Here is a 23,467-nt window from a genome sequence, read left to right as displayed (position 1 = left end):
TTCCTTATTTCCACACAACGGGCAGATTGTGAATAATCACCTTACAATTATCTACCGTAATTTCCACATACGAAAGAGTAGTACAAGGCGAATTAACACCCTTGATTTCAAACACTTTTCCAATTTTTATTCCCTTCGGCATCTTATTGCCGTAAGTCCAGGACGTACAACCATTTGTCTCCACCTGAGAAAAATTAGTAAATGTCGCACCATTCGGATCGATGGCTGAAGTCATGCGGATAGTCGCACTGTTGTTCGTCACTCCTGTGTTGGTGAAACGGGCATAAATGCGGATGGACTCAGCCGTCTCATTACCTTCGCAAGACACAAGTTCAAAAGAGAGGTCATTGCAAGATACTGAAATCTTACACTCCGGCAGAGGAGTAGTTTCCGGCTGTGGCACTACGGATTCAGGTTCAGCCTCAGCCACAGGTTCTTCCGACACAGGCTGCACTTCCGGTGCAGGCTCTTGCGGAACCACTTCCGGAACATCGGGAGTTTCTTCCGGCTTATTTTTACCTATCTTCTCAAGCAAGGTAATTACCTCATCATAGCAAGGTGCCGTTGCAGGAACAGCTGACAAGTAATCCGCCGCTTCTTCCATTCTGCCCGCTGCCACCAAGGCTTGCGCTTTCTTCAGAATAACGGAACAATTCTGGTCGTAAAATTCTGCAATACGTTTACGTGTAGTACGAATGAAACGGACAAAGGCCGGGTCTGTCACTTTAATGCTGGAAATGAGTGAAGCAATGGCATCCTCTTTACTTCCGGTAGCATCACCCTGCACTTCTATCACCGACGTTCCGTAAACGCTGTCATCATATTTGTTACGCGCCGTCAACGAAAATTCACCTGTAACCAACGTCACATCACGCAGCAATCCTTCTGTTTTCTTTGTTTCTCCAAGCACCAGTTCCGGCTGGATGACAAAGGCATTGTACACCGAAGCCGCTCCGGCATTATTGCGCGCAATGATTTGCTCCACTTTCAGTTTCAACGCATCTATTGTTTTCTGACTCAATCCTTGCTGTGCAGGCGTACCCGCTACAAAATGGATAGTCTCTTGCGCCGCCGCTCCCAACGAAACAACGAACAATAAAGCCCACAGAATTATATTCTTCTTCATACAGTGCTGATTTATTTGATGGTTACAGTCAACCCTTGCCCCATTGTAACTACAGAGGCAACATATTCTCCCCCTAATTTTTCATCAAGGAAGTTCTTCAGTTCGGTACTGAAGCGGGAAATGGTATAAGCACGTCCCTGTCCTTCATCCCAAATAGGCACTTGAACAGACATATCAATCACCTTGTCATTGCTACGGCTCATATCGTAAACCCCATTCAGCGCATGAGTCTGCAACCAGTCTTCCAGTACCGGTTTAAAACTTGCACTTCCATCGGGCAACGGCTGGTCGAAGTCCCAGTCGGTAACGGATTTTGCCAGAACCATCTGGATAGCCATCTCGCGTCCGTTCTTCACAATGTCATTGAAAGAAGCCTGCAATTTGGTGAAGAATTCATCTTTCACCTTTTTGAGAGCATAATCCGTCAGTTTGATGGTATCTGTAGTGACAAATTTACCACTCTGGAAAGTAGCGCTTGCCAGGTTACCCGCAGTCTGGAATTCGGTTGCCGTCAGTTCCAGCGACACTTCACTCTGGCGTCTGGCGTCGGTGGTAGTCATTACTTTGGCTGTCACAATGATGTCCGCACCCATGTTCTGTATCATCTTTGTCACGGCATCGGACTGGGAACCGGCTGTCAGCACATCGTTTCGTTTCGCACGCTTCAGTTGAGCGAGAAAGTCTTTCGTCTTATATCCACGTGAACTGAATTCACTGGTCATTTTACTTACGGCATAACTCAGCATCTGGTTATGGTCGAGCACAACCCGCACGTCTTCGTTTTCCCTGGTATAAGGAACCACCGCCACTGTAGGCAAACTTACCTGACTATTGGGAGTTCCCACCGCCATTCCGAGATTAGTCTGAACTTTATTCCGGTTCAAGTCTTTCTGCAAAGCATCGAACAAGATGGTCATCTCCACCGTGCAACGATATTGTTTGTCTTGCTTCTCCGGCCCTTCCGTAATGGTATAGTCTCTCACGAATATCGAGTAACGATTCTCATCGAAGAAGCGGCGGTCATAATCGGGTTTCGTAGTCGAAATCATCGGATTGCCTTTATTTACACCCTCCACTCCTGTATAGAACAAGGTATAGAAAGCAGACTTCAATGCCATATTCGCCGCTTCCTTCTTCTTCTCACTGATGCCCAAGGCGCGCACCGTCAAAGTATTTCCCTGCTGTTGCAGGAAAACGACTTCACTGGAATAGTTCTGTCCACAGAGCACAGCGGACAAAAATATCCCCAAAAGAAACATAAAACAATGCTTCATCATAGTTGTATTTTTAGATTAGTTGAAAATTCCGCCCATCAACGTCTGCTCGCGGGAAATAATCTTTATCGGTTGCTCGTCGCGGATAGCTTTCATAATTTCCTCGCCACCCTTCTGAACCTTGCACAAAGAAATATCATCACCTTCAACAGCCTTCACGGTCAGACGTCCGATTTCTTTCTTGGCTTCGCGTCCGGCAACCTCACGTATGGCATAAACCGTAAATTTCTGGGCTTCCTTCACACCGTTCATAGAACCGAGATTGATATAAACTTCCTCTGCCTTACCCTTCTTCTCACTGTTCACTTCAAGAATAGTTCCTTCCATTTTAAAGTATTCGTCCACAAAGTCACGCATACTGTACACTGCACTCTTGATGGTATTGGCAATCGCTTCTTCCTTATTGGCTCCCGTACCTCCGGTCAAGCCGCTATGCTGGAATGTTTTCGTACCTATCAGCGTACCATTCTTTGCATTAACCACTTTAAGCGTATAAGAAACGGAACCATCATAATAACCTTTTCCATCTCTTGTCTTATAGGCAGCGGTCATCGAAGATACTTGTCCGGTCACGATAAACTGAGCACCTAATTGTTCCATCACAGCAAGACGGTCCATTTCATTATCATCTCCCGAGGAAATATTAGCGGATGAACGGCGTTGCGACTCGATGCGCAAAGCGTCCTGCGCATCCACATCAATCAAAATTACACGTTCCATCTTCTGTATACCTTCGATTACCGTATTACGCAACCCTTCAACCCATGAAAACGGTGAATCGTTGGAGCGTTTAAAATAGTCGATAAACACTGTCGGCTTTCCTTTCGGTTCATCAAAATTCTGGCTATAACCTGCAAGTGAGCATACCACACAGAACACTAAGAGTACGATCTTTCTCATAAACATCTGATTTTATAATTTAAACTATTGACTTATATCCCGTTTAATTTTTCAAATTTAAACATTTGTTATCAAACAGCAATAACGTTCACGTTTATTAACTCAAAAAGAAAAGACAATCACGGAAAACAGTGACAAGAAAGTAGATAGCAAATGGCAGATAGGGAATAAATAAAGAAAGAATAAACAAGATACGCTTGTTCCGGCCGACATTAGAAATCAGTACGATATTGCCTTAGTTCTTTTCGCAAGAGCTGGGATTTACCTTCCGTCAGTTCGTCAAGAAGAGCCCAGAAACGTTCTCCATGATTCATCTCACGGGTATGAGTCAGTTCGTGCAGCAGCACATAGTCTATCAGATGCTTCGGAAGCAACATGAGGTAATAGGAAAGATTTATGTTCCGGCGTGCCGAACAACTGCCCCAACGGCCGTTACTGGAATTGATTTTCACACACTGATAAGGCAGATTATGTTTCTGTGAAAGCATATACAACCGGGGCGGAAGAATAATTTTTGCATTACGCCGCAATGCTTCTTCTATGACTTTGCGCAGCCACGCTTGCAATGCAGGATCGGTAAAGTCGGCGTCCGGCGGGCAGATGATTTGCATCTCGCCCAGTTCGGAACGCGAAAGGAAACGCTCCCGCTGTCCGCTCACAAGGCTCAGTTTGAAGAATTCCGTATCAATCCGGTAGTTCAAATCAATCAGAGGCCGGGTATATTTTTGCCGGGCCACCCTCAAGCGGGGACGTAACTCTTCTATTGCATTTTTCACCTCGGTAAGCGTGGTTCCGGGTGGAACGGTCACGTAAATAGCATCTTCCCGCGTACGAAAAGTCAGACGACGCGCACGGACATTAACCCGAATCAACAGGCGTCCCAGTTCCTTATCTTCCAATACATTTTCCAAAGCAATAAAACCTCCCGATGAATAAACGGACAAATGAACAAAATATCGCCCGAATATACAAATGATTGTGTACCCAAAAACGGACAAGTGTCCGAAAATGAACACTTACAGAAAAAGAGCAAGAGCTAATTATCAGTATTTTACACTTTTGGCACACATATTGACTTAAAATATGCAACCGGACGTCATTAAAAAAAGTTTCTGAAAAAAGAAGAAACAGCGTGCAACTTTTTTTAAGTAACATACGTCTAACATATAAACAGGAATAATATTAATGAATAATCATAAAACAAAAGAAGTTATGAAAAAGTTAGCAACTCTTATCACATGCATCTGTCTAATCATGAGTACAACAGCATGTTCGCAAAGCAAGAACTACAGTTCAGGAAACTGGGGCAGTAAGAAAGTAGTAGCCAGTAATAACTATGTAACCAAAGACATCAAGGTAGACAATTTCAAAAAACTTAGTGTAGCCGGAAGTCCCGATGTTATATTTACCCAAAAGTCAGGACGTCCCGAAGTAGAGGTTTACACTTCAGATAACATTGTAGATTTGCTGGATATCAAAGTTAAGGATAATACATTATATATAGGTTTCAAGAAAGATGTCAACGTTTCTTATAAGAAACTTGAAGTACGCGTATCTGCCGAAACTCTGAATGGTATTTCCGTCGCCGGTTCGGGAGACATCTTCCTGAAGAACGGGCTCCAGATCAATGATGACCTGACTATCAATGTGGCCGGTTCGGGTGATATCAAGGGCAGCAACATCAAATGTAATGACATGAAGGTATCCGTTGCAGGATCAGGTGACATCAAGTCTGATAATATTACTTGCAATAACCTGAAAATATCTGTTGCAGGATCGGGCGACATGGTATTGAACAGTGTAACCGCCATAGATACGAATGCAAGCATCGCCGGTTCAGGTTCGGCAACCATAAGCGGAACCACCCAGACTGCTTCTTACAGCGTTGCCGGTTCGGGTGACCTCTTTACCGAAAGCTACGAAGCCAAACGCGTAAATGCAAGTGTAGCCGGTTCGGGCAGCATCAAATGCTTCGCCACCGAGTTCTTGAAAGTACGCACCAGCGGTAGTGGCAAAGTAGGCTACAAAGGTAATCCGGAACTGGATTATCCGAAGAAGAGCCTGTATAAACTTTAAAATTCTCTCTTAGATTATTATAGGAAGGATAGTTTAACACACTATGAAGCGAAGGGTTTCCGTGAGGAAACCCTTCGTTGTATCACAGATTGATCATCAGATACTATTTTTATCTTGCAGTTCTTTCATTTCTCTTCAACTGCCTTGTTTATCGGCTTTCCGACTAAAAGAATCTTCTGAAAGAACATTTTTTTGCTTTCAGCCAGCCCCCTTCGATTGATCTAAAAATAGAACAAACCAACGGATTGACAAGATGAGCAAGGAGAACAATCAGGATGGCCTATTGAGCCTGTAGGATTCACTGCACGCATAAGTTAAAGCTGAGTAAGTTCTGATTACACAATCACGCCATATTTATGTTCGAGAAATGCTTTCAGATCCCCCAGTAAATCTGCTGACAGTTCTATTTGTTCGCCCTTCAACATTTCAAAAGGAAGATAAGTTCTACCTTTAAGTGTTAACAAAAAGGTTAGTGGAGAAACATGTTGCTCCATGCAATAATGATGAAGAAATGAGACACACCAGAAAAATAGGGAAACCTCACGGCCTCCCTATTCGCATTGTTAACTTTAATATTAAATGCAGAGTATATCTCCATTCAATGCCTTTATACCTTGGCAGAGGCCTCATGCCTCAGCCTTAGCGAATGACTTTCAATCCTTTCATCTCCGTTTTATCAGCTTCTTTTATGCTGATGGCAACGCCACCGCTTGCGGCCAGTTTCTGTTTCAGTACACTTTTAGGTGTCACTATTACCTTACGGATTTGATAGCTTTGGGGATTGGTGTCCCAATCAGCATCCTTGCCATCTTCGTATATGGTAGCAATATATTGTTTTCCTTCCGGAAGCCAGGAGAAAGGAATCGTTGCCGTACGCCTGTTCTCATCGGTAATTCCGCCAACAAACCATTCGTTCTTGCCTTTTGCCTTACGGGCTACAGTGATGTAGTCTCCCGGTTCGGCTTCCAAATACCAACTGTTATCCCAATCTACCGCCACATCTTCAATAAAACGGAAAGCATCGGGGAAGCGGGCATAGTTGGACGGCAGGTCGGCTACCATCTGGATAGGAGAAGGCATGGTCATGTAGAGTGCCATTTGCTTCACCAAAGTGGTATGCACGCGTTCGTTGGGTTTCTCACCATTATAATAAGACAATCTTGTCTCGAAGATGCCGGGGGTGTAATCCATCGGTCCACCTTTCAGACGGGTGAAAGGAAGAATACAGGTATGGTCGGGATCGTTACCTCCCATTGTTTCGAACTCTCCGCCACGGGCAGACTCCTGAGCCAGCCAGTTGGGATAAGTGCGGCATAAGCCGGTAGGACGTACCGCTTCGTGACTGTTGACCATAACCTTATAATCGGCAGCACGGCGGACTACATGGATATAATGATTGTTCATCCATTGGGAAGAGTGGTATTCATTGCGGGGAATGATATATCCCACATAACCGGTCTTCACGGCGTGATAGCCATTATCAACCATGAACTGGAAAGCCTCATCCAATTGGCGCTCGTAATCGGCGGCATTGGCAGCAGTCTCGTGATGCATAACCATCTGCACGCCTTTCTCTTTGGCATAACGCTGCAATTCCTTGACGTCAAAATCAGGATAGGGTTTGGTGAAAAGGAACTGACGGTCTTTACGATAGGACGCCCAGTCCTCCCAACCTTCGTTCCAGCCTTCTACCAATATGCCATCGATGCCGTGGGCGGAGGCAAAGTCGATATACTCTTTCACATGGGCAGTATTGGCGGGATGATGCCCATTCGGTTTCAGCTTTTCATAGTCCGTAATGCCGGGTTTCGCCTGATAGAAATCACTGTAAGCCCAGGTCTTTCCTTCGCCCGTGAACATCTCCCACCATACGCCAACGAATTTCATCGGACGAATCCAGGAAGTGTCTTCGTAACGGCAGGGTTCATTCAGGTTATAAATCAATTGGGATGCAAGAATATCGCGGGCATCATCGCTGACGATGACCGTGCGCCAGGGCGACAGCACAGGTAATTGAAGATATCCTTTCTTACCCAGTTTATCGGGAGTGAGATGGGCACTCAGTTTATAGTGCTTATCATCCACGTTCAGCAACATTCCGGCATAGTCCACCAAGGCGGCTTCATGAATATTCAGATAAACGCCATCTTCACTTTTCAGCATGAGCGGGGTTTGCACGGTCAGCCCGCCTTCCGCTTTCGACTCGTATGACTTCCTGGCGATTCTTCTTTCCATATCCGCAGCGATCTCCGAGATGGGGGCTGTGGTATAGGCAAACTCATTGGTATCATAATCGCCGGGAATGCAAAAGGCTTTGTGATTTCCCGTGAGATTGAATTCGGTTACTTCATCTTTTACGGTGAGGTAGTTCATCTTGCGTTGCAAAGGCAGTTCGTAGCGAAAGCCCAGGCCATCATCGAACAGGCGGAAACGGATCTTTAGGATACGTCCTGTTTCCGGTTGTTCCAGGGTGACGGTCATTTCGTTATAATGATTCCGTACCCGGTTGTACTCACCCCAGACGGGATTCCAGTAGTTATCAACAGAGGCACGTTCGAGGTTAGTCTGCTTGAATCCGCGGGTCAGGTCGGCTTCTTCCGTCAGGAGACCTAAACGACCGGAAGTTAAAACGGGTTTGCCTTTATAGTCCAGCCGGTATGTCGGAACACCGTCTGCCTGCTCCATAAACTCCAATGACAGGTTACCGTCAGGAGAAGTGAGTTGCTGGGCCGAGGCGAACGAACCGAGGCAAAGGAAAAAGGCAATAAAAAGAGAATGTTTCATATTCTATTATGGTTTTAGTATGATACTTTTAAATACTAATATCAGCTCATCAATACTTAAAGATTCGATACTGATAAGGGCACAGACTCAGCTCAGCTTCCAGCTTCTCTTCTGTTCCGCTATACATATCTTTACTTGGATGTCCATTCCACTCTTGCGGAAGAGTCACATTTACTTCACGATTACGTACATTTACAGCAACCAACACACGGTCTTTACCATCCTGTTTTTCAAAGAGCAGCACATCGGGTTGCGGATATGTCTTCAATCCCCCTTTACGGATAGCCGGATACTCGTTGTAAAGAGCCATCAGACGGCAGTATTCCTGATACAGTTCACTGTTCCCCGTCCAATCCACCGGAACATACGTAAAGAAGTTGATAGCTTCGGGATAACCCGCCTCTTGTGAGCCATAAATCAACGCTCCTCCATGCAGATAAGTAGTCAGTACGAAAGCTGCCATAGAGCCGCGCACATCTCCGAATTCTTTAGTAGGCGACATCTTTGCCGACTCATCATGGTTGGTGGTAAAACGCAGTTTCACTTTTCCTACGGGGATAGTGTCATACTCCGCTTTATCCGTAGCAAACAGTTCCTGTGCCGGAGCATCTTTTACGAATACATCGCGAAGTGACTCCAGAAAGTCCCAGGAATAATTCATATCGAAACCAGCATCAAAGTGGTCGCGTCTTTTCCCTTCAGCCAGCATCAGCAACGAACGCTCGGGGATGGCACGCAAAGAGTCGAGCGCCTGTTTCCAGAAGTCGAAGGGAACAAAGTCCGCCGCATCGCAACGGAAGCCATCGATGCCGATTTCTGTAACCCAAAACCTCATGGCTTCAATCATTGCCAGGCGCATCTCCTGATTATCAAAATTTAAGTCGGCCACATCCTTCCAACCGGTTCCGGCAGGAAAGATTATGTTTCCGGCCTCATCCTGCGTATACCATTCTTTGTTGGCAATCCAGGCATTGTCCCAGGAAGTATGATTGGCTACCCAGTCGATAATCACATTCATCCCCTTCTGATGGCAAGTGGCAACCAAGGCCTTAAACTCATCCAGTGTACCGAACTCCGGATTCACTCCTTTATAGTCCTTCACACAATAGGGGGAATTCACAGATTTCTCCTGCCCCACTTCATTGATCGGCATAAACCACACCACGTTGATTCCCAATGCCTGAATGGAATCTAAGCGACGTTCCACCGCCTTAAATGACTTCTCAGGAGCAAACACACGCGGATTGACCTGATACATCACCACATCTTCCACAGCAGGCAACGCCGCAACTTTCGCCGCCGCTTCGCCCTGCCGCTTACCTGTACAGGCAGCAAGCAGGCACAGCAGGCTTACAATAAATATATGTTTCTTCATATTATCCTTCTATTTTCCAGATGTAATATTGATAGGGCTCCAACGTAATCGTCCTTGGCAATACAGTGCTTTCTCCGGTCCAGAGATTCTTTGCACTATCCCCTACCCGTTCCATAGGCAGATTCAATCTTTCCTGATTGCCACTGATATTTATCAGTACCAGTATCTTTTCCGTACTGGAAATACGATAAGAGCATATCGCTTTACTCGTCTGATAAAGTTTGATCTCTCCATTTTGTAAAGCAGGAGAATTGCGATACAATTGCATCAGTTTGGTATAATCCGCCTGATAATCGGCATTAGAGTTCCAGTCCATCGCCTGATAGCCAAAGAAAGAGAGGGCCTTGTCATAAGCCAGTTCCTGCGAACTATAAATCATTGGGCAGCCACCCATAGAAATAGAGGCCACAAAGGCTGAGAAAGCACCTTCCTTGGTTTGATAAGCCTGCACGGGCGATTTTTCGGAAGCCATATCATGGTTGGTGGAATAACGCATAAGTAACCGTTTATCTGTTACCGAAGCAAGCTCACTACGATGTGTATCATACAGATTAGCCACAGAAGCGCTTCCTGCATATACATCCTGTAGTTTATAAGCGAAGTTCCAGGCATACAGCATATCAAAGCCTGCATCGTAGAGTGCGGTTTGTGAACCTTCGGCCAGCATCAGCAAGGTACTTTTGGCGGCACGAAGCTTCGTGATAGTTTCCTTCCAAAAGTCATTGGGCACACCTTCGGCATGGTCGCAACGGAATCCGTCTATGTCCGCTTCGGTCAGCCAGTAAAGCATAGCCTCCTGCATGGCGGCACGCATGGCAGTGTTGTCATAATTCAAATCAGCCACATCGTCCCAACCCATTCCCGGGGGAGAAACAATATTACCGTTGGCGTCCTGCGTATACCAGTCCTTATGTTCCGTAGTCCAGGCATGATCCCAGGCGGTATGGTTAGCTACCCAGTCCAGGATGACCAACATACCTTCGGCATGAGCCTTCGTGACTAATGCTTTCAGATCGGACAGGGTTCCATAGGCAGGATTGATAGCCTGGTAGTCCTTCACACAATACGGAGAACCGACAGCATTCTTTTCACCTTGCTGGAAAATGGGCATGAGCCAAAGAACATTGGCTTCCAGCTTTTTGATACGCGGCAGTTGGGCAGTCAGTCCATTCAGTGCTTGCGTTTCACCGAAGAGGGCCGGATTGGCTTCATAAATCACCATTCCGTCCGTAGTAACGTCATCTGCGGGAGGCGGCATATCAGGATCATCATCCGAACTGCATCCGGTAAAGTTCAACAGCAAAAGGCTGGAGCACAAAATCTTAAGGATATCTTTTAGTCTCATATCTATAATGTTATACCTATTAATTATCTGATAAAAGTGTTTCAGCTTATGTTTCAGCTGGTGGAACTCTTAGTTTCATTGCTTGAAACCAAGAGTTTCTCGGTATGAAACAGAGAGTTTCAAGTAATGAAACTACTTGTTTCAAGGCATGAAACAAACGGTTTCCCGCCTTGAAACTCAAAGCATCTTAGGGCTTGGGCAGTTTTTCATAAGAAGTAGCTGTGATGGAGAAGTAAATATCTCCTATCAATGCTGTATACAGCCCGCCATCTTCTATTTGCTGTCCGCCTCCATTATTATTGAAAATCAAATTCGAATACTTACCAACATGTTCCGATAAATCAAAGTATTTATAAGTAACGCCATTGATTTCCCTCGTTCCGGTTACCTGTATGCCGGGCCAACTGTCACCAATTGCAGCATCGCCCCAACCATAGAGAGCCAAAGCATCCCAACCGGAATTATCCTGTACATAGACCGTACAATCTTTTATTTCACTACAGCCATCACCCGAGATGCGGAGATAGTAATCACGATCTATCGTCAGGTTATAGTCATCCAACTGACTTCCACCGCCGTTATTATTGAATATCAGGTTGACATTCTTATTTGTACAAGCCGGTGTCAGATGGAAACACTTATACGTCGTACCGTTGATTTCTTTCGTCTCCGACACCTGTATGCCGGGCCAGCCGCCACCAAGTTCCACATCTCCATAGCTGTAAAGTGCCAACGCACCCCAACCAGTATTATCTTCCACATAAAGAGAATAGCGCGTACCATGATTTGTGGGATCTATCTCCTCGCACTTCTCTGGAGTAATGCTGAAATAGAAATCGCGGCTGAAAGTGATGTTCTTAACGAAAGACAGCACGAGTCCCGGATCGTCTTCCTTTTTGTTATTATTAAATGTCAGCTTCAGACTCTGATTCATCAATTCCACATCGGTTTCAAAGTATTTATAAACCACTCCGTTGATTTCCTTCGTTCCAGCAGGTTCAAGTCCCGGCCAGTCTTCGTTGTTATCACCAGCTCCGGAGATGTAAAGTGCCAGATCTTCCCAACCGGACTGGTCGTCCACATAGATGCAATAGCTTGCTTCCGGATCTATTTCCTCAAAGCCTTTGTCGGTAATGCGAAAGTAGAAGTTTCTGTTAAGCGTCACTGCCGGACCGTCCACCTGCACATCTACATTATTGAATATCAGATTCAACCCTTCATAGCCATCCAAAGATTTCCCCATATCGAAGTACTTATAAGTAACCCCATTGATCACTTCCGTACCTTTCACCGAAAGTCCCGGCCAAGCAGGCGTCACATCACCATCACCGGCCCAACCATACAGGTACAGATTATCCCAACCGGACTTATCAGCCACATAAACCACAAAGCCATCATGTCCTTCTTCTTCCGTATTAAAGTAAGCCTCCCAGCGGTCTACCCATACATTGGTACGGGTTCCCACCTTTACATCCAGCCGATGCACCACGGTCTCATTCTTCACCGAACGTTCTTCACCTTTCGAGGCTGATACGAAGTAGAAGCCATCCGCCAGTGTCTTTCCATCTTTAAACGTGGAAGGTAACAGATAGATTCCCCACTTGGATTCGCTACCGGTAGCTTTCTCCAACTGCCATTCCAAATTACCAACAGCAGCTTCGGCTCCTCCGTTAAAGTCGCCTACAATGTAGTATTCGTCATCGGCAGCACTGCCTTTCGGCATGATGACTTCCAGCAATATGGCGTTCGCCTTGATTTCGAACTGAGGCAGTTCGTCATCGAATATAATCGTATCTGTATCGTCGCACCCGTTGAGCAGAGTAAACAACGGCAACATAAACAGCCAATAAACTATCTTTTTCATGGATTTTCTGTTTTTGAGTTATTTATAATTCGGGTTCTGTATCAGTCCCTGATTGACAAGCAATGCAGAAGCAGGCAACGGATACCACTCATATTTACGATCACGCTTGGCGGGATAAAGTTGACCATTGTCCGTGGCACGTCCGAAGAACCACCACTGCCCTTGCGTGAATTTGTCGAAGCGACGCAGGTCTGTACGGCGGCGGCGGCCTTCATTCAGGAACTCAACACCCCACTGGCTCAACATCCAGTCCATATCGAAGGCGGTGAAGCCACGCCCCGGTTTGTCTTTCACGTCTGCCCAGTCGCCGGCACTGAAGTAACGTTTACGTACTTCGTTCACCAGTTCTTTGGCCTTGTCGGCCTGTCCGGCACGCATTTCACACTCTGCCAGCATATAATACACTTCGCTCAGGCGGAATTCCACCTCGTCGATGTTCTGGAAGTCGATGGCTGCGGAAGTAGGATATACCGGGTACTTCACCAGACGAAGGCCGGAGTTCGTCTCTCCCCAACGCGGTGACATGACGGTTTCCAAATTGCGTCCCAGATTCATGAACGTACCTACCTGATCCACATACGCCAGGTCTTGTCCGTCACGGTCGGCATCGGCTTTCAAGGCTTCACCCTTACCATAGTTAGCTTTTATGGTACCTTTCAGGAAGATACCGCTGTAGCCGTTCTTTTTGTCATAACTATAGTTCTTTTTACGGATGTCGCGGTCGTCGAAGCGTTCGTAGACTGCGCCCAGTTTATCACCGTAAGCCGCATCAAGGAAACAGGTAGCTCCCTGCGTACCTCCCAGTTCATTCACCGTTCCCGCATTGTCATACGAAGGAACCAGACAAGTACAGTTCCAACCGCTCTGGCTGTAAGTACCTCCGAAATAGTCCCAGATATTATAAGGGTAGAAAGTCATGCGCATCCATCCCATATTCAGTTTACCGTCTTCGCAGGCAAAAGCCATGATAACTTCGGGACACTCGGTATTATTGATAGAGTAAATATCACGGTAATCCTTTGCCAATTCATAGTTACCATATTTACCGCTGATTATTTCACGGCACAATTCGGCACATTCGGTATAGTGGTTTTCTTTGATGAACACTTCGGCATTCAGCAACAGCCGGGCTTTGATCATACGGTTCACGGCCTTGTTCATGCGGTTCACCTGATTTTCGACCATTCCTTCGTAGCAATCATCCAGCTCGGTAGCAATGAAGTTATAAATCTTCTTGCAACTTGTATCGAAGTCCGGATCGGCAGTGGGTGGCAATTCAGCGTCTACGGTGGCCGGTTCAATATTCAGCGGCAATGCACCACCCCAGATTTCGAAGATATTGTAATAAGCCCAGGCACGGAGTGTACGTACTTCGCCTTCATAAGCTTTCAGTTTCTCATCGGTCATCTTCAGGTCGGCAGAAGTTAACTTCCCCATATCAGCCAATAAAGTGTTACACAGGCCGATAGTGGTCCATGCCTTTTCCCAGGCACTGCGAATAATCTTGGCATCGGGAGTCCAGTTCTGGATGGAGAAGATAAACTTTTCACCTTCATCATATCCCCACTGACCGCCATTCCATACACGCCAGGTCACCTGATCGGCAGGAAATTCCTGCATGTACCAGAAGTATTCGGCATAACTGGTAGCCCCTGTGGAGTAAATGGTAGCTACCGCACTCTTCACACTATTCTCGTCCTGATAATAGACGCCGGAGTCTACACGGTCGAATACTTCTTCCGTAAGGTCGAAGCAACCGCTCAATGAACAACCCAGAATGATTGCCAACAGACATTTATATTTCAGATATTTCATAATTCTTTTCTGTATTAATGATTAAAACGATAGCCTTATTTAAAACGGATATTCAAGCCTACGCTCAACTGGGTAGCCGAAGGATAGGCGCTGTTTGTATCTACACCCGGAGTCAGTCCGTTGATGGCAACGGCTGAAGGATCGTTACCGGAATAACCGGTCAGCGTAAACAGATTCTTAGCTGTCAGATAAACTCTCATACCCTTGATGAACTTGTTTTCTTTCGGGGTAATGGTATATCCCAGAGTCAGGTTATCCAGTTTAAAGTAATCGCCCTTTTCGAGGAAGAAGGAAGAGATCACACCGCCACCGGTTGTAATATCCGCATCTTTTCCATAAGCATCGCGCAGCACATTGTCCGTACCGCAACCTTTCAGCCCCATTCCGTAACGACGCATATTGAAGATTTCAAAACCGAAAGCACCGTTGAACATCAGGCTCAGATCGAAGTTCTTATAACGGATCGTGTTGCTCCAGGAGAGATAAGAGGTCGGTGTACCATTGCCTATATAGCGTTTGTACTTCACATCCGCCTTGGACACGGGAACCTTTTCGCCTTCATCGGTATAAATCATCATATCACCATTCTCTACACCGGCATACTCGTAACCATAGAACTGACCGATCTTGCTACCCTCTTCCACGCGGAAGAAGTATTCGCTGGTACCTACACCCGGTTTCTGATACAGTTCCACATACGAAGCTTTGTACAGGCTGTTGGAGAGTTTATCCAGTTTTGTAGTACCGTAAGAGTAGTTGATGCCGGATGTCCATTCTACGGGAGTTCCTTTGAAAACGTCGCCTTCCAGAGACACTTCGATACCACGGTTCACAGTAGTTCCTACATTTACCAGAATTGTAGAGTAGATGTAAGGAGGCTGTGGAGCCGTATAGTTGTAAAGCAAGTCGCGTGACTGGCGGTCGAACCATTCGACAGAACCGCGCAATCTGTTCCACAAGGCAAAGTCAACACCAATGTTCATACTGACACTCTTCTCCCAGCCCAGTTTGGAGTTGGCATTCACCGAAGGAGCATAACCCGTTACCCAGGCACCATCCATCAGATAGGTATCCGTAACATTCAGTTGGGCATTTTTATGAGAGCCGTAAGTGGCCAATGACTGATAGCAATCGAAGTCCGAACGGCCTGTCACACCATAAGAGACACGGGGTTTCAAACTCTGGACGATGTTTTGATGGTCTTTCAGGAAACCCATATTCGCCATTTCCCAAGCAAGGGAAAGAGACGGGAAAGCACCCCATTTATGATCTGCACCGAATTTGGTAGAGCCTTCGTAACGGATGGAGGCGGAAGCAATCAACAGATTCTTCCAGTTATAGTTAACACGTCCGAAGACACCGATCAGTTTGGCAAGAGATTTACCGGTACCCATGCTTGCTTTTCCTTTGGCAAGATAAGAACCGCTTCCAAGGTTATTCCAGAGAATATCATCGAAATTGAAGTCACTGTTTCCGGCTTGCAGGCGTTCCCAGGTGGTTTGCTCGTAGTTGTAGCCTACCATTGCTTTGATGTTGTGGTCACCCAGATCCAGCGAGTAGTTACCCAACCACTCCAGGCGGGAAGTGTACCATTTCTGGTAAGTCACTTCTGCACGCCCGTTATAACCGTTCCAGTATGATTCACCGGCGGTGGAAGGGGTATAATAGTGCTGTTTCAGATCGTTGTAGTGCAAAGAGTAGCTCAATGAAGTATTCAGCATTTGCTTTTCCGAACGAATCAGATTGACTTTTACCTCAGCAGTACCCAACAGGTAAACGCGCTGTCCGTTATTGTCGATCTCTTTCAGTTCCTGCACCGGGTTGCGTGCTCCGGTAGGAGAAGTAGGCTGGAAGTAAGTTCCGTCCTCGTTATACAAAGGCATGGTAGGGTTCATGCTCAGGGCAGTATCGAACATACCGTCGTTGCCCCATACTTCATTCACGCGACGGGCGTTGAGTGAACCGTTCAGTTCTACGATTCCATCCATCATACGCTGGTTCAGGACAAAGCGTCCGCCAAATTCTTCGCGGCTGCTGTTCAGATCGAGACCGGTTGCTTTCTTATAATTGAAAGAAGCGCCATAATATCCGTTCTTGGTACTGCCGTCGATAGAAAGATATTGGTTGTTATCATACGAGAAGTCGCGCAGCAACAGGTCATACCAATCAGTAGAATACCCATAGTCCGTTGCACGGCGGGAACGACGGAATTCGTCTGCGCTCAAGATATCCGGGCCACTCTTTGCCAGGTTCACACCGAACCAGCTGTCGTAAGTCACTTGGGCGCATCCGGCTTCTCCGGCTCCCTTACGGGTAGTAATCAGGATTACACCATTGGCACCACGTGTTCCGTAGATAGCGGCGGAAGCGGCATCTTTCAGTACGGTCATCGACTCAATGTCCTGTGCTGCCAGGTTGCGGATATCGCCACCTGCCACACCATCAATTACCACTAACGGGTCATTGGATGCCGAAATAGAGGTTGCACCACGAATCTGAAGGGAGGAACTTGCATTCGGATTGGCTGCCGCCGTATTGTTTACGGTCAAACCGGCTACTTTACCGGTCAGCATCTCCATCGGATTGTTCATGGAACCTTGCAGGAACTTCGATCTGTCTACCTGCACAATGGAACTGGAAAGTTCTTTCTTGCTCAATGAACCGTAGCCCACTACCACAACTTCATCCAGTGCCTGGGCGTCTTCCGACAGCACTACATTGATTTCTTTGCGTCCGCTACAGGGGATTTCTTGTGTTTTGTAGCCAATAAAGGAGAAAACAAGGACGGAAGAAGGTTTCACTCCCGACAAAGTATAGTTACCGTCAATATCGGTAATGATACCATTAGTTGTACCTTTCACGGTTACGTTGGCACCGATTACAGTTTCGCCCGTGGTATCCGTTACTTTTCCTTTCACGGTTAAATCCTGGGCAAAGGATGCCACTGCAAAAAGTAATCCGGCCATAAGAAGAAGAGACCGGCACAAACATAACTTTGTTCTTTTTACATTCATACTATTAGTTTTTAGATTAGCAATCATTCTGTTCACCTCCACAGGTTGAGGCGACAATGCAAATGTCTGTAAAAAGAAGGGGGAAGAAAAAGAGGACTAAAGAAAATCTAGATTAACAAAAGAAGCAAAATATTATATATCAATAAGATAAAACAAATAAAGGGCGTTAAAAAACTAAATGAAAACAAAGATAAAACACCTCACTAACCAGCAAAAGACCCAATCTTCATCACCTCTTCTTCAAAATTATCACGGCAAAGAGAGCGATTCTTCAATTTGGAGCGGTAGGTATAAATAGTAGTAATGGAATAACGCAGGAAACCTGCAATCTTGGCACTGTCCGTAATTCCCAGGCGAATTAAGGCGAATATACGAAGTTCCGTCGTCAGCCGTTCATCCTGTTTAGGAATAATTCTTTCTTCTTCCGGCAACAACTCATTAAAGCGTTTCACAAAATCAGGGAAAATACTAAGGAATGAATTATCGAAGTTCTGATAGAATTCCTTCAGCTCCTCATCGATGAAACGGGACGATTTCAACGTTTTGTAGAGTTCTTCCACCTTACCGGAAGCAGCCTGTTTGTTAAGCATCCGGCGGTATCCCTCCAACTTATCAATGTATGTGGAGCACAATCCCATAAACCGGCCGACATACTCCTCCTTAATATGATTAGCCTCCGTCAGCGAGTTATTCGTTTCGTGCTGTCTCTGATTTACTTCGATTAATCTTTCATTCAGAAGTTTCAGTTCTTCATTCATAGCCAGCAAATCCTGCCGCGCACGAGCCAGCTTCTTCACCTGACGAATTACATACCACACCGCACATGCCAGAAACAGCGTCAGTAAACTGGTAACAACCAGGAAGATCTGTAACACCTGCTGATGCTTCTGTTTCTCCACCTGATAGGCATGGTCTATGACCGGGAGCATCCTTGAAGCCTGCACATTCCGGAGACGGGCATTGTAGAAATTGGCATCTTCCATACTGCGCTTCATATAAACATCCGCCCGTTGCAATTGTCCCTCTTCATATAACAGTTCCGCCAATGCACGCAAGGAATTATTCTCTTTCACCACACCACGAATATCGGCAATTGCGCTCTTTATCAAGTACTCTTTTTGCTTTTCCCGCTGTCCCGTACTCTGATAGATAAAGGCTAGAATAGAGGTCACCACTGCATAGTCCCGTGTATCCGATGAAAGCTTTTGCTGATAAGCTTCCAACATTTCGATGGCTTCCTCTCCTCTTCCTTGTTGCAGAAGTTCGGGAGTATAAGCTATGACATACTGATAAGACCCTTCTTCTACCATCTGCAATACAGAGTCGCGGTAGGTATACAGGTTATTCAGATATTCAATCTGATATTCGTCGTCCATCGCATACTCTGCATGATAGAGATAAATATCCTCAAAAGTGATGTAATATTCAATGAGTTGTTCTCTGGAAAGCTGCTTGCTGTCTATAGACTTCAACAAGGCCACGCCTTCTGCATACAGACCTGTCTTTCCCAGGATGCTTGCTTTCTTCAGTTTGGCTTCATCCAGCCAATCTTGATTGTTGTGCTGAAGGGCAATCTCAATGTTGCGATTGATGTAGTGCCTTGCAGAATCGCAAATATACGCTTCATATTCATTAAAAAGCTGTTGATTGATTTGGTATTCCTCGGAAGGAGAAGTACTCTTCCTGGTTCGGAAATACTCCTTTATCTGATCAATGCGTTTCAACCTGGCTTGCTCGTATTGAGTGGTGTTCTCAATTGTCCTGTCCAGAACCACCAGTAAAGAATCTATTTTCTCCTGCGCTTGCAGAAGGCAACAGAACAGCAAAGAGATTACAAAAAGCAGGTACCGGTTTTTCATGTTTATAAACGTTTACGGACAGGACAAAGATATAAAATCCTACTATAATAACCATCTTACCGGTTCGTTTTTAATAAATCGCCTCAGCTTTGAAGAGTATATATACATAAAAGGGACGCTGCATCTCGCGGCGTCCCATCTATCTTAGTTAGTTTTTATAAGAATTTGAGAGAATTGAAACTTCACAGCCTCAACTTGTTGTTTTAATAAAGCACACTAACTATATTTATGTTTAAAGCAAATGAAAATGTTATTCTTAAAAGCTAATGAAAATGTTACTTCTTCAGTTCCACCTTCTTGTCTATCCGTTGCAGACTATCCAGAATCTGTTGTTCATGGGTAATCGTCACGTCTCCCGAGAGAGCTACCGAAGGTGCGGTAATTTGTTTGCCTATCGTATCGGCTGCGGCCACTTCTTTTATATCACTATAGAATGAATGTTGCATCACATTCCCTAATGAAAGTACCACTGCCACTGCTGCGGCGGCTTTGAACAGCGGAATGAAGCGTGCGGTGAGCGTCAGGCGTTTCGCCTTTACCACCGGAGTCTCCACTTCTGCAAGCACACGGGCATCGAAATCTGCTCCCAATCCCACTTCTTGTTGCAGTTGCTGGTATACGAACAAATCTTTGTATCGCATCAAATGCTCAGGAACATCACTTCCGTTGAAGAAAGCACGCAACTGCGCTTCTTCTTCGAGGGAAGTCTCGCACTGCCAGTAGCGTTCCAAGAGTTGTTCTATATATTTAAAGTCCATAACCATCTATATCTAAATACCGTTGTTTTACTTTCTGCCTCGCCCTGAAAAGGTTCACTTTCACCTGTTCCTCCGTTAAATGCAGGACGACTGCAATTTCTTTATAGCTTTTACCCTCAATGTCCCGCAACTGCATAATCAGCCGTTGTTTATCGGGAAGTTCACTAACCAGGCGATGAATCAAAGTCATTTGTTCCTTGTCCACCAGACGGTCGTGAGGGCTTGATACTTCTGAAGCCTGTTCCATTTCGGGTGTCAATCCCACGGTTTGAGCGTCTTTTCTCTCGCTGCGGTCTATCGCCAGATTCTTTGCCACTGTCAGGCAATAAGCTTCAATAGAACCGAACTGCGTCCACTCATCGCGCTTGTTCCAGACTCTTATCAGTGTTTCTTGTACAACGTCCTCCGCCTCTGCTCTGTCGAAAGTAATCCGGAGAGCCAGCCGAAAGAGTTTGTCTTTCAGAGGGAGAATGTCATTCCGAAAACTGATTTCTTGCATCTCTATAAATAATGACGGTTAAGTATATGGAAAGTTACAGTTGCTCACTACTTTTTTTTGAATTATTTTTTGATGCGGGTTCCGCTACTCTCATTAATTGCTGACGCCAAGGTAATTACAACTTCCCCGACTCCCGCATTCAAAGCTTCAAAAGAGTTCTCCAACTTCGGTATCATACCTCCTTGAATAACGCCTTCCTCCACATATTGTTTGAATTCGGCAGGAGTAATCTGCGGTATTACACTGTCATCATCGTTCTCGTCGCGAAGCACACCTTTCTTTTCAAAACAGAACACTAATGTCACGTCAAACAGCGTAGCAAGTGCTTTCGCCGTCTCTCCGGCGATGGTATCGGCATTTGTATTCAGTAAGTTGCCTGCACCGTCGTGCGTCAGCGGAGCCATCACAGGGACTACTCCTTTATGAATCAAATCACCCAGAAATTCCGCATTCACTTGCTTCACATCACCCACGAAACCGTAGTCCACCTCTTTCACAGGGCGTTTCACAGAACGGATAACGTCCATGTCCGCACCAGTTAGGCCCAATGCGTTAACACCACGTGCCTGCAAACCGGCTACAATGTTCTTGTTCACCAATCCGCCATACACCATCGTCACTACTTTCAGTGTTTCGGCATCCGTGATGCGGCGTCCGTTCACCATCTGGCTTTCTATGCCCAACCGGGCAGCGAGCTTCGTAGCCGAACGCCCGCCTCCATGCACCAGGACTTTGTAGCCCTCGATAGCCACAAAGTCGTTCAACAACTTATGGAGGGTGGCTTCTTCCTCCACGATTTTGCCACCCACTTTAATTACTGTCAGTTTTTCTCTCATATTCTTATTCCAAATAAGTATATCCGTACAAACCGGAACGATAATTGGAAAGGAATTCCTTACCTTCTTCCAATGAAATACGTCCCTCTTTTACCGATTGAGTCACCCAGGTCTCCAGCGTACGCACCAGTTTCTTAGGATTGTACTGTACATAATCAAGCACTTCTGCCACCGTTTCACCGTCAATCACCTGTTCGATGCTATACCCTTTCTCGCTAACGGATACATGCACCGCATTCGTATCTCCGAAAAGGTTATGCATATCTCCCAGTATTTCCTGGTAAGCGCCCACCAGAAACACACCCATATAATAAGGTTCTTTGCTCTTCAAAGAATGGGTGGGCAAATAATGCGCCACGTTCTTGGTAGAAATAAAGTTGGCAATCTTGCCATCTGAGTCGCAAGTAATATCCTGCAAGGTCGCCGCACGGTCGGGACGTTCATCCAGACGTTGGATAGGCATGATAGGGAATATCTGGTCGATGGCCCAAGAGTCCGGCAGGGATTGGAACAACGAGAAGTTACAGAAATACTTATCCGCCAGCAACTTCGGCAGTCCGCGAAGTTCATCCGGAGCATGTTTCAATCCGCCTGCTATCTGGTTTACCTCACGCATGACAGACCAATAAAGGCGTTCAATCTGCGCACGCGTCTTCAAATCCACAATACCGTGGCTGAACAGGTCGAGCGCTTCTTCACGGATTTGCTGTGCATCGTGCCAGGCTTCCAGCATTTTATTCTGATTCAGCGTATCCCAGATGCCATAAAGTTCCTGCACCAATTCATGGTCCTCTTCGGTCACTTCCTCATCATCGTCCCACTCGGGCAGGGTTGTTGTTTCCAGTACCTCGAAGATGAGTACGGAATGGTGTGCAGTCAATGCACGTCCGCTCTCCGTAATAATATTGGGATGGGGAATGTCGTTCTTATCACTGGCGTCTACCAATGTAGAGATGGAGTCGTTCACATACTCCTGAATGGAATAGTTGACACTGCTTTCGCTGCTGGACGAGCGGGTTCCATCGTAGTCAACACCGAGACCGCCGCCGATATCTACAAACTCCACCTTGAATCCCATCGCATGAAGCTGCACATAGAACTGGGACGCCTCACGCAAAGCCGTCTTGATGCGACGTATCTTCGTCACCTGGCTACCGATATGGAAATGTATCAATTTCAGACAATCTTTCAAGCCTTTTGACTCCAGAAAGTCAAGAGCTTCGAGCAATTCACTGGAAGAGAGGCCAAATTTACTAGCATCACCGCCTGAATCCTCCCATTTACCACTTCCGGAAGAAGCCAGTTTAATGCGAATACCGATATTAGGCATGACATTCAATTGCTTCGCCATCTTGGCAATCAATTTCAGCTCGTTCATTTTCTCTACTACAAGAAAGATGCGTTTACCCATCTTCTGAGCGAGCAAAGCCAACTCTATATAGCTCTCATCTTTGTAGCCGTTGCAGATAATCAGCGAGTCCGAATCCGAGTTAATGGCAATCACCGCGTGAAGCTCAGGTTTAGACCCGGCTTCCAATCCGAGATTGAATTTCTTTCCGTGGCTGATGATCTCCTCTACCACGGGGCGCATCTGATTTACCTTGATGGGATAGATGATGAAGTTCTGTGCCTTATAGCCGTATTCCTCGGCGGCCTGTTTGAAACACGAAGAAGTCTTCTCAATCCGGTTATCCAGAATGTCGGGGAAGCGTATCAGCATGGGAGCCGCTACATCGCGCAACTGCAATTCATCCACCAATTCTTTCAAATCGACGCCGACACCGTCTTTACGAGGTGTCACCACTACATGACCTTTGTCATTGATACCAAAGTACGAAGTGCCCCAACCTGTAATATTGTAAAGCTCTTCTGAATCTTCAATACGCCATTTTCTCATTTCTTGTTACTCGAATGTTTATTGTTTGAATTAATAGGGCGACAA

16 protein-coding genes are annotated in these 23,467 nt (G+C 45.9%); 1 reads left to right on the top strand and 15 read right to left on the bottom strand.

Annotated elements, in window-relative coordinates:
• Positions 1-4: 4 nt before the first annotated feature.
• From BUC01_RS06530 to BUC01_RS06515, 4 genes are all read right to left on the bottom strand, one after another.
• The gene (locus tag BUC01_RS06530) at positions 5-1,126 is read right to left on the bottom strand and encodes a tetratricopeptide repeat protein (protein WP_025833352.1); all 1,122 of its coding nucleotides are present in this window, start codon (positions 1,124-1,126) and stop codon (positions 5-7) included.
• Between the two features lie 11 nt (positions 1,127-1,137).
• Complete coding sequence (locus tag BUC01_RS06525) at positions 1,138-2,403, bottom strand: DUF6175 family protein (RefSeq protein WP_243462576.1); 1,266 nt, start codon at positions 2,401-2,403, stop codon at positions 1,138-1,140.
• A 15-nt stretch (positions 2,404-2,418) separates the two neighbouring features.
• The gene (locus BUC01_RS06520; RefSeq protein ID WP_073313089.1) at positions 2,419-3,300 is read right to left on the bottom strand and encodes a hypothetical protein; all 882 of its coding nucleotides are present in this window, start codon (positions 3,298-3,300) and stop codon (positions 2,419-2,421) included.
• A 212-nt stretch (positions 3,301-3,512) separates the two neighbouring features.
• Positions 3,513-4,217 (bottom strand): YgjP family zinc-dependent metalloprotease, encoded by a 705-nt coding sequence (locus tag BUC01_RS06515; RefSeq protein ID WP_025833354.1) that lies wholly within the window; start codon positions 4,215-4,217, stop codon positions 3,513-3,515.
• A 295-nt stretch (positions 4,218-4,512) separates the two neighbouring features.
• Between BUC01_RS06515 and BUC01_RS06510 the strand changes: the two genes are divergently transcribed.
• Entirely contained in the window at positions 4,513-5,376 is an 864-nt protein-coding gene (locus tag BUC01_RS06510; RefSeq protein ID WP_025833355.1) for a head GIN domain-containing protein, read from the top strand.
• Between the two features lie 639 nt (positions 5,377-6,015).
• Here the strand turns inward: BUC01_RS06510 and BUC01_RS06505 are convergent.
• The 11 genes from BUC01_RS06505 to speA form a co-directional block, all read right to left on the bottom strand.
• Entirely contained in the window at positions 6,016-8,160 is a 2,145-nt protein-coding gene (locus BUC01_RS06505; RefSeq protein ID WP_025833356.1) for a glycoside hydrolase family 97 protein, read from the bottom strand.
• 49 nt (positions 8,161-8,209) lie between these two features.
• Positions 8,210-9,535: an alpha-amylase family glycosyl hydrolase gene (locus tag BUC01_RS06500; protein WP_025833358.1), complete on the bottom strand. Its 1,326-nt coding sequence runs from the start codon at positions 9,533-9,535 to the stop codon at positions 8,210-8,212.
• A gap of 1 nt (position 9,536) precedes the next feature.
• Positions 9,537-10,880: an alpha-amylase family glycosyl hydrolase gene (locus BUC01_RS06495; RefSeq protein ID WP_034524515.1), complete on the bottom strand. Its 1,344-nt coding sequence runs from the start codon at positions 10,878-10,880 to the stop codon at positions 9,537-9,539.
• A gap of 187 nt (positions 10,881-11,067) precedes the next feature.
• Complete coding sequence (locus tag BUC01_RS06490; RefSeq protein WP_073313072.1) at positions 11,068-12,744, bottom strand: starch-binding protein; 1,677 nt, start codon at positions 12,742-12,744, stop codon at positions 11,068-11,070.
• 18 nt (positions 12,745-12,762) lie between these two features.
• Positions 12,763-14,559, bottom strand: a complete 1,797-nt coding sequence (locus tag BUC01_RS06485) for a RagB/SusD family nutrient uptake outer membrane protein (RefSeq protein ID WP_025833362.1) — start codon at positions 14,557-14,559, stop codon at positions 12,763-12,765.
• Between the two features lie 35 nt (positions 14,560-14,594).
• Positions 14,595-17,573, bottom strand: coding sequence for a SusC/RagA family TonB-linked outer membrane protein (locus BUC01_RS06480; RefSeq protein WP_073313071.1), 2,979 nt, complete (start codon positions 17,571-17,573; stop codon positions 14,595-14,597).
• 203 nt (positions 17,574-17,776) lie between these two features.
• Positions 17,777-19,432, bottom strand: a complete 1,656-nt coding sequence (locus tag BUC01_RS06475) for a DUF6377 domain-containing protein (RefSeq protein WP_025833364.1) — start codon at positions 19,430-19,432, stop codon at positions 17,777-17,779.
• Between the two features lie 275 nt (positions 19,433-19,707).
• Positions 19,708-20,190: a hypothetical protein gene (locus BUC01_RS06470; protein ID WP_025833366.1), complete on the bottom strand. Its 483-nt coding sequence runs from the start codon at positions 20,188-20,190 to the stop codon at positions 19,708-19,710.
• Complete coding sequence (locus BUC01_RS06465; protein WP_025833367.1) at positions 20,180-20,689, bottom strand: RNA polymerase sigma factor; 510 nt, start codon at positions 20,687-20,689, stop codon at positions 20,180-20,182. The genes BUC01_RS06470 and BUC01_RS06465 overlap by 11 nt, the downstream gene beginning before the upstream one ends.
• Before the next feature lie 62 nt (positions 20,690-20,751).
• Positions 20,752-21,525: an acetylglutamate kinase gene (gene argB / locus BUC01_RS06460; protein WP_025833369.1), complete on the bottom strand. Its 774-nt coding sequence runs from the start codon at positions 21,523-21,525 to the stop codon at positions 20,752-20,754.
• Positions 21,526-21,529: 4 nt separating this feature from the next.
• Positions 21,530-23,422: a biosynthetic arginine decarboxylase gene (gene speA / locus BUC01_RS06455; protein ID WP_073313070.1), complete on the bottom strand. Its 1,893-nt coding sequence runs from the start codon at positions 23,420-23,422 to the stop codon at positions 21,530-21,532.
• Positions 23,423-23,467: the final 45 nt, after the last annotated feature.

Source organism: Bacteroides stercorirosoris, from assembly GCF_900142015.1.
Classification (GTDB): domain Bacteria; phylum Bacteroidota; class Bacteroidia; order Bacteroidales; family Bacteroidaceae; genus Bacteroides; species Bacteroides stercorirosoris.
Note: the sequence above shows the minus strand (reverse complement) of the source record. Positions and strands in the feature narration are given on the sequence as shown.

Bases quoted from the DNA above. Each gene is read 5' to 3' on its own strand.
- BUC01_RS06530 (WP_025833352.1), bottom strand. From the start codon at position 1,126: ATGAAGAAGAATATAATTCTGTGGGCTTTATTGTTCGTTGTTTCGTTG.
- BUC01_RS06525 (WP_243462576.1), bottom strand. From the start codon at position 2,403: ATGATGAAGCATTGTTTTATGTTTCTTTTGGGGATATTTTTGTCCGCT.
- BUC01_RS06520 (WP_073313089.1), bottom strand. From the start codon at position 3,300: ATGAGAAAGATCGTACTCTTAGTGTTCTGTGTGGTATGCTCACTTGCA.
- BUC01_RS06510 (WP_025833355.1), top strand. From the start codon at position 4,513: ATGAAAAAGTTAGCAACTCTTATCACATGCATCTGTCTAATCATGAGT.
- BUC01_RS06505 (WP_025833356.1), bottom strand. From the start codon at position 8,160: ATGAAACATTCTCTTTTTATTGCCTTTTTCCTTTGCCTCGGTTCGTTC.
- BUC01_RS06500 (WP_025833358.1), bottom strand. From the start codon at position 9,535: ATGAAGAAACATATATTTATTGTAAGCCTGCTGTGCCTGCTTGCTGCC.
- BUC01_RS06495 (WP_034524515.1), bottom strand. From the start codon at position 10,880: ATGAGACTAAAAGATATCCTTAAGATTTTGTGCTCCAGCCTTTTGCTG.
- BUC01_RS06490 (WP_073313072.1), bottom strand. From the start codon at position 12,744: ATGAAAAAGATAGTTTATTGGCTGTTTATGTTGCCGTTGTTTACTCTG.
- BUC01_RS06485 (WP_025833362.1), bottom strand. From the start codon at position 14,559: ATGAAATATCTGAAATATAAATGTCTGTTGGCAATCATTCTGGGTTGT.
- BUC01_RS06480 (WP_073313071.1), bottom strand. From the start codon at position 17,573: ATGAATGTAAAAAGAACAAAGTTATGTTTGTGCCGGTCTCTTCTTCTT.
- BUC01_RS06475 (WP_025833364.1), bottom strand. From the start codon at position 19,432: ATGAAAAACCGGTACCTGCTTTTTGTAATCTCTTTGCTGTTCTGTTGC.
- BUC01_RS06470 (WP_025833366.1), bottom strand. From the start codon at position 20,190: ATGGACTTTAAATATATAGAACAACTCTTGGAACGCTACTGGCAGTGC.
- BUC01_RS06465 (WP_025833367.1), bottom strand. From the start codon at position 20,689: ATGCAAGAAATCAGTTTTCGGAATGACATTCTCCCTCTGAAAGACAAA.
- argB (WP_025833369.1), bottom strand. From the start codon at position 21,525: ATGAGAGAAAAACTGACAGTAATTAAAGTGGGTGGCAAAATCGTGGAG.
- speA (WP_073313070.1), bottom strand. From the start codon at position 23,422: ATGAGAAAATGGCGTATTGAAGATTCAGAAGAGCTTTACAATATTACA.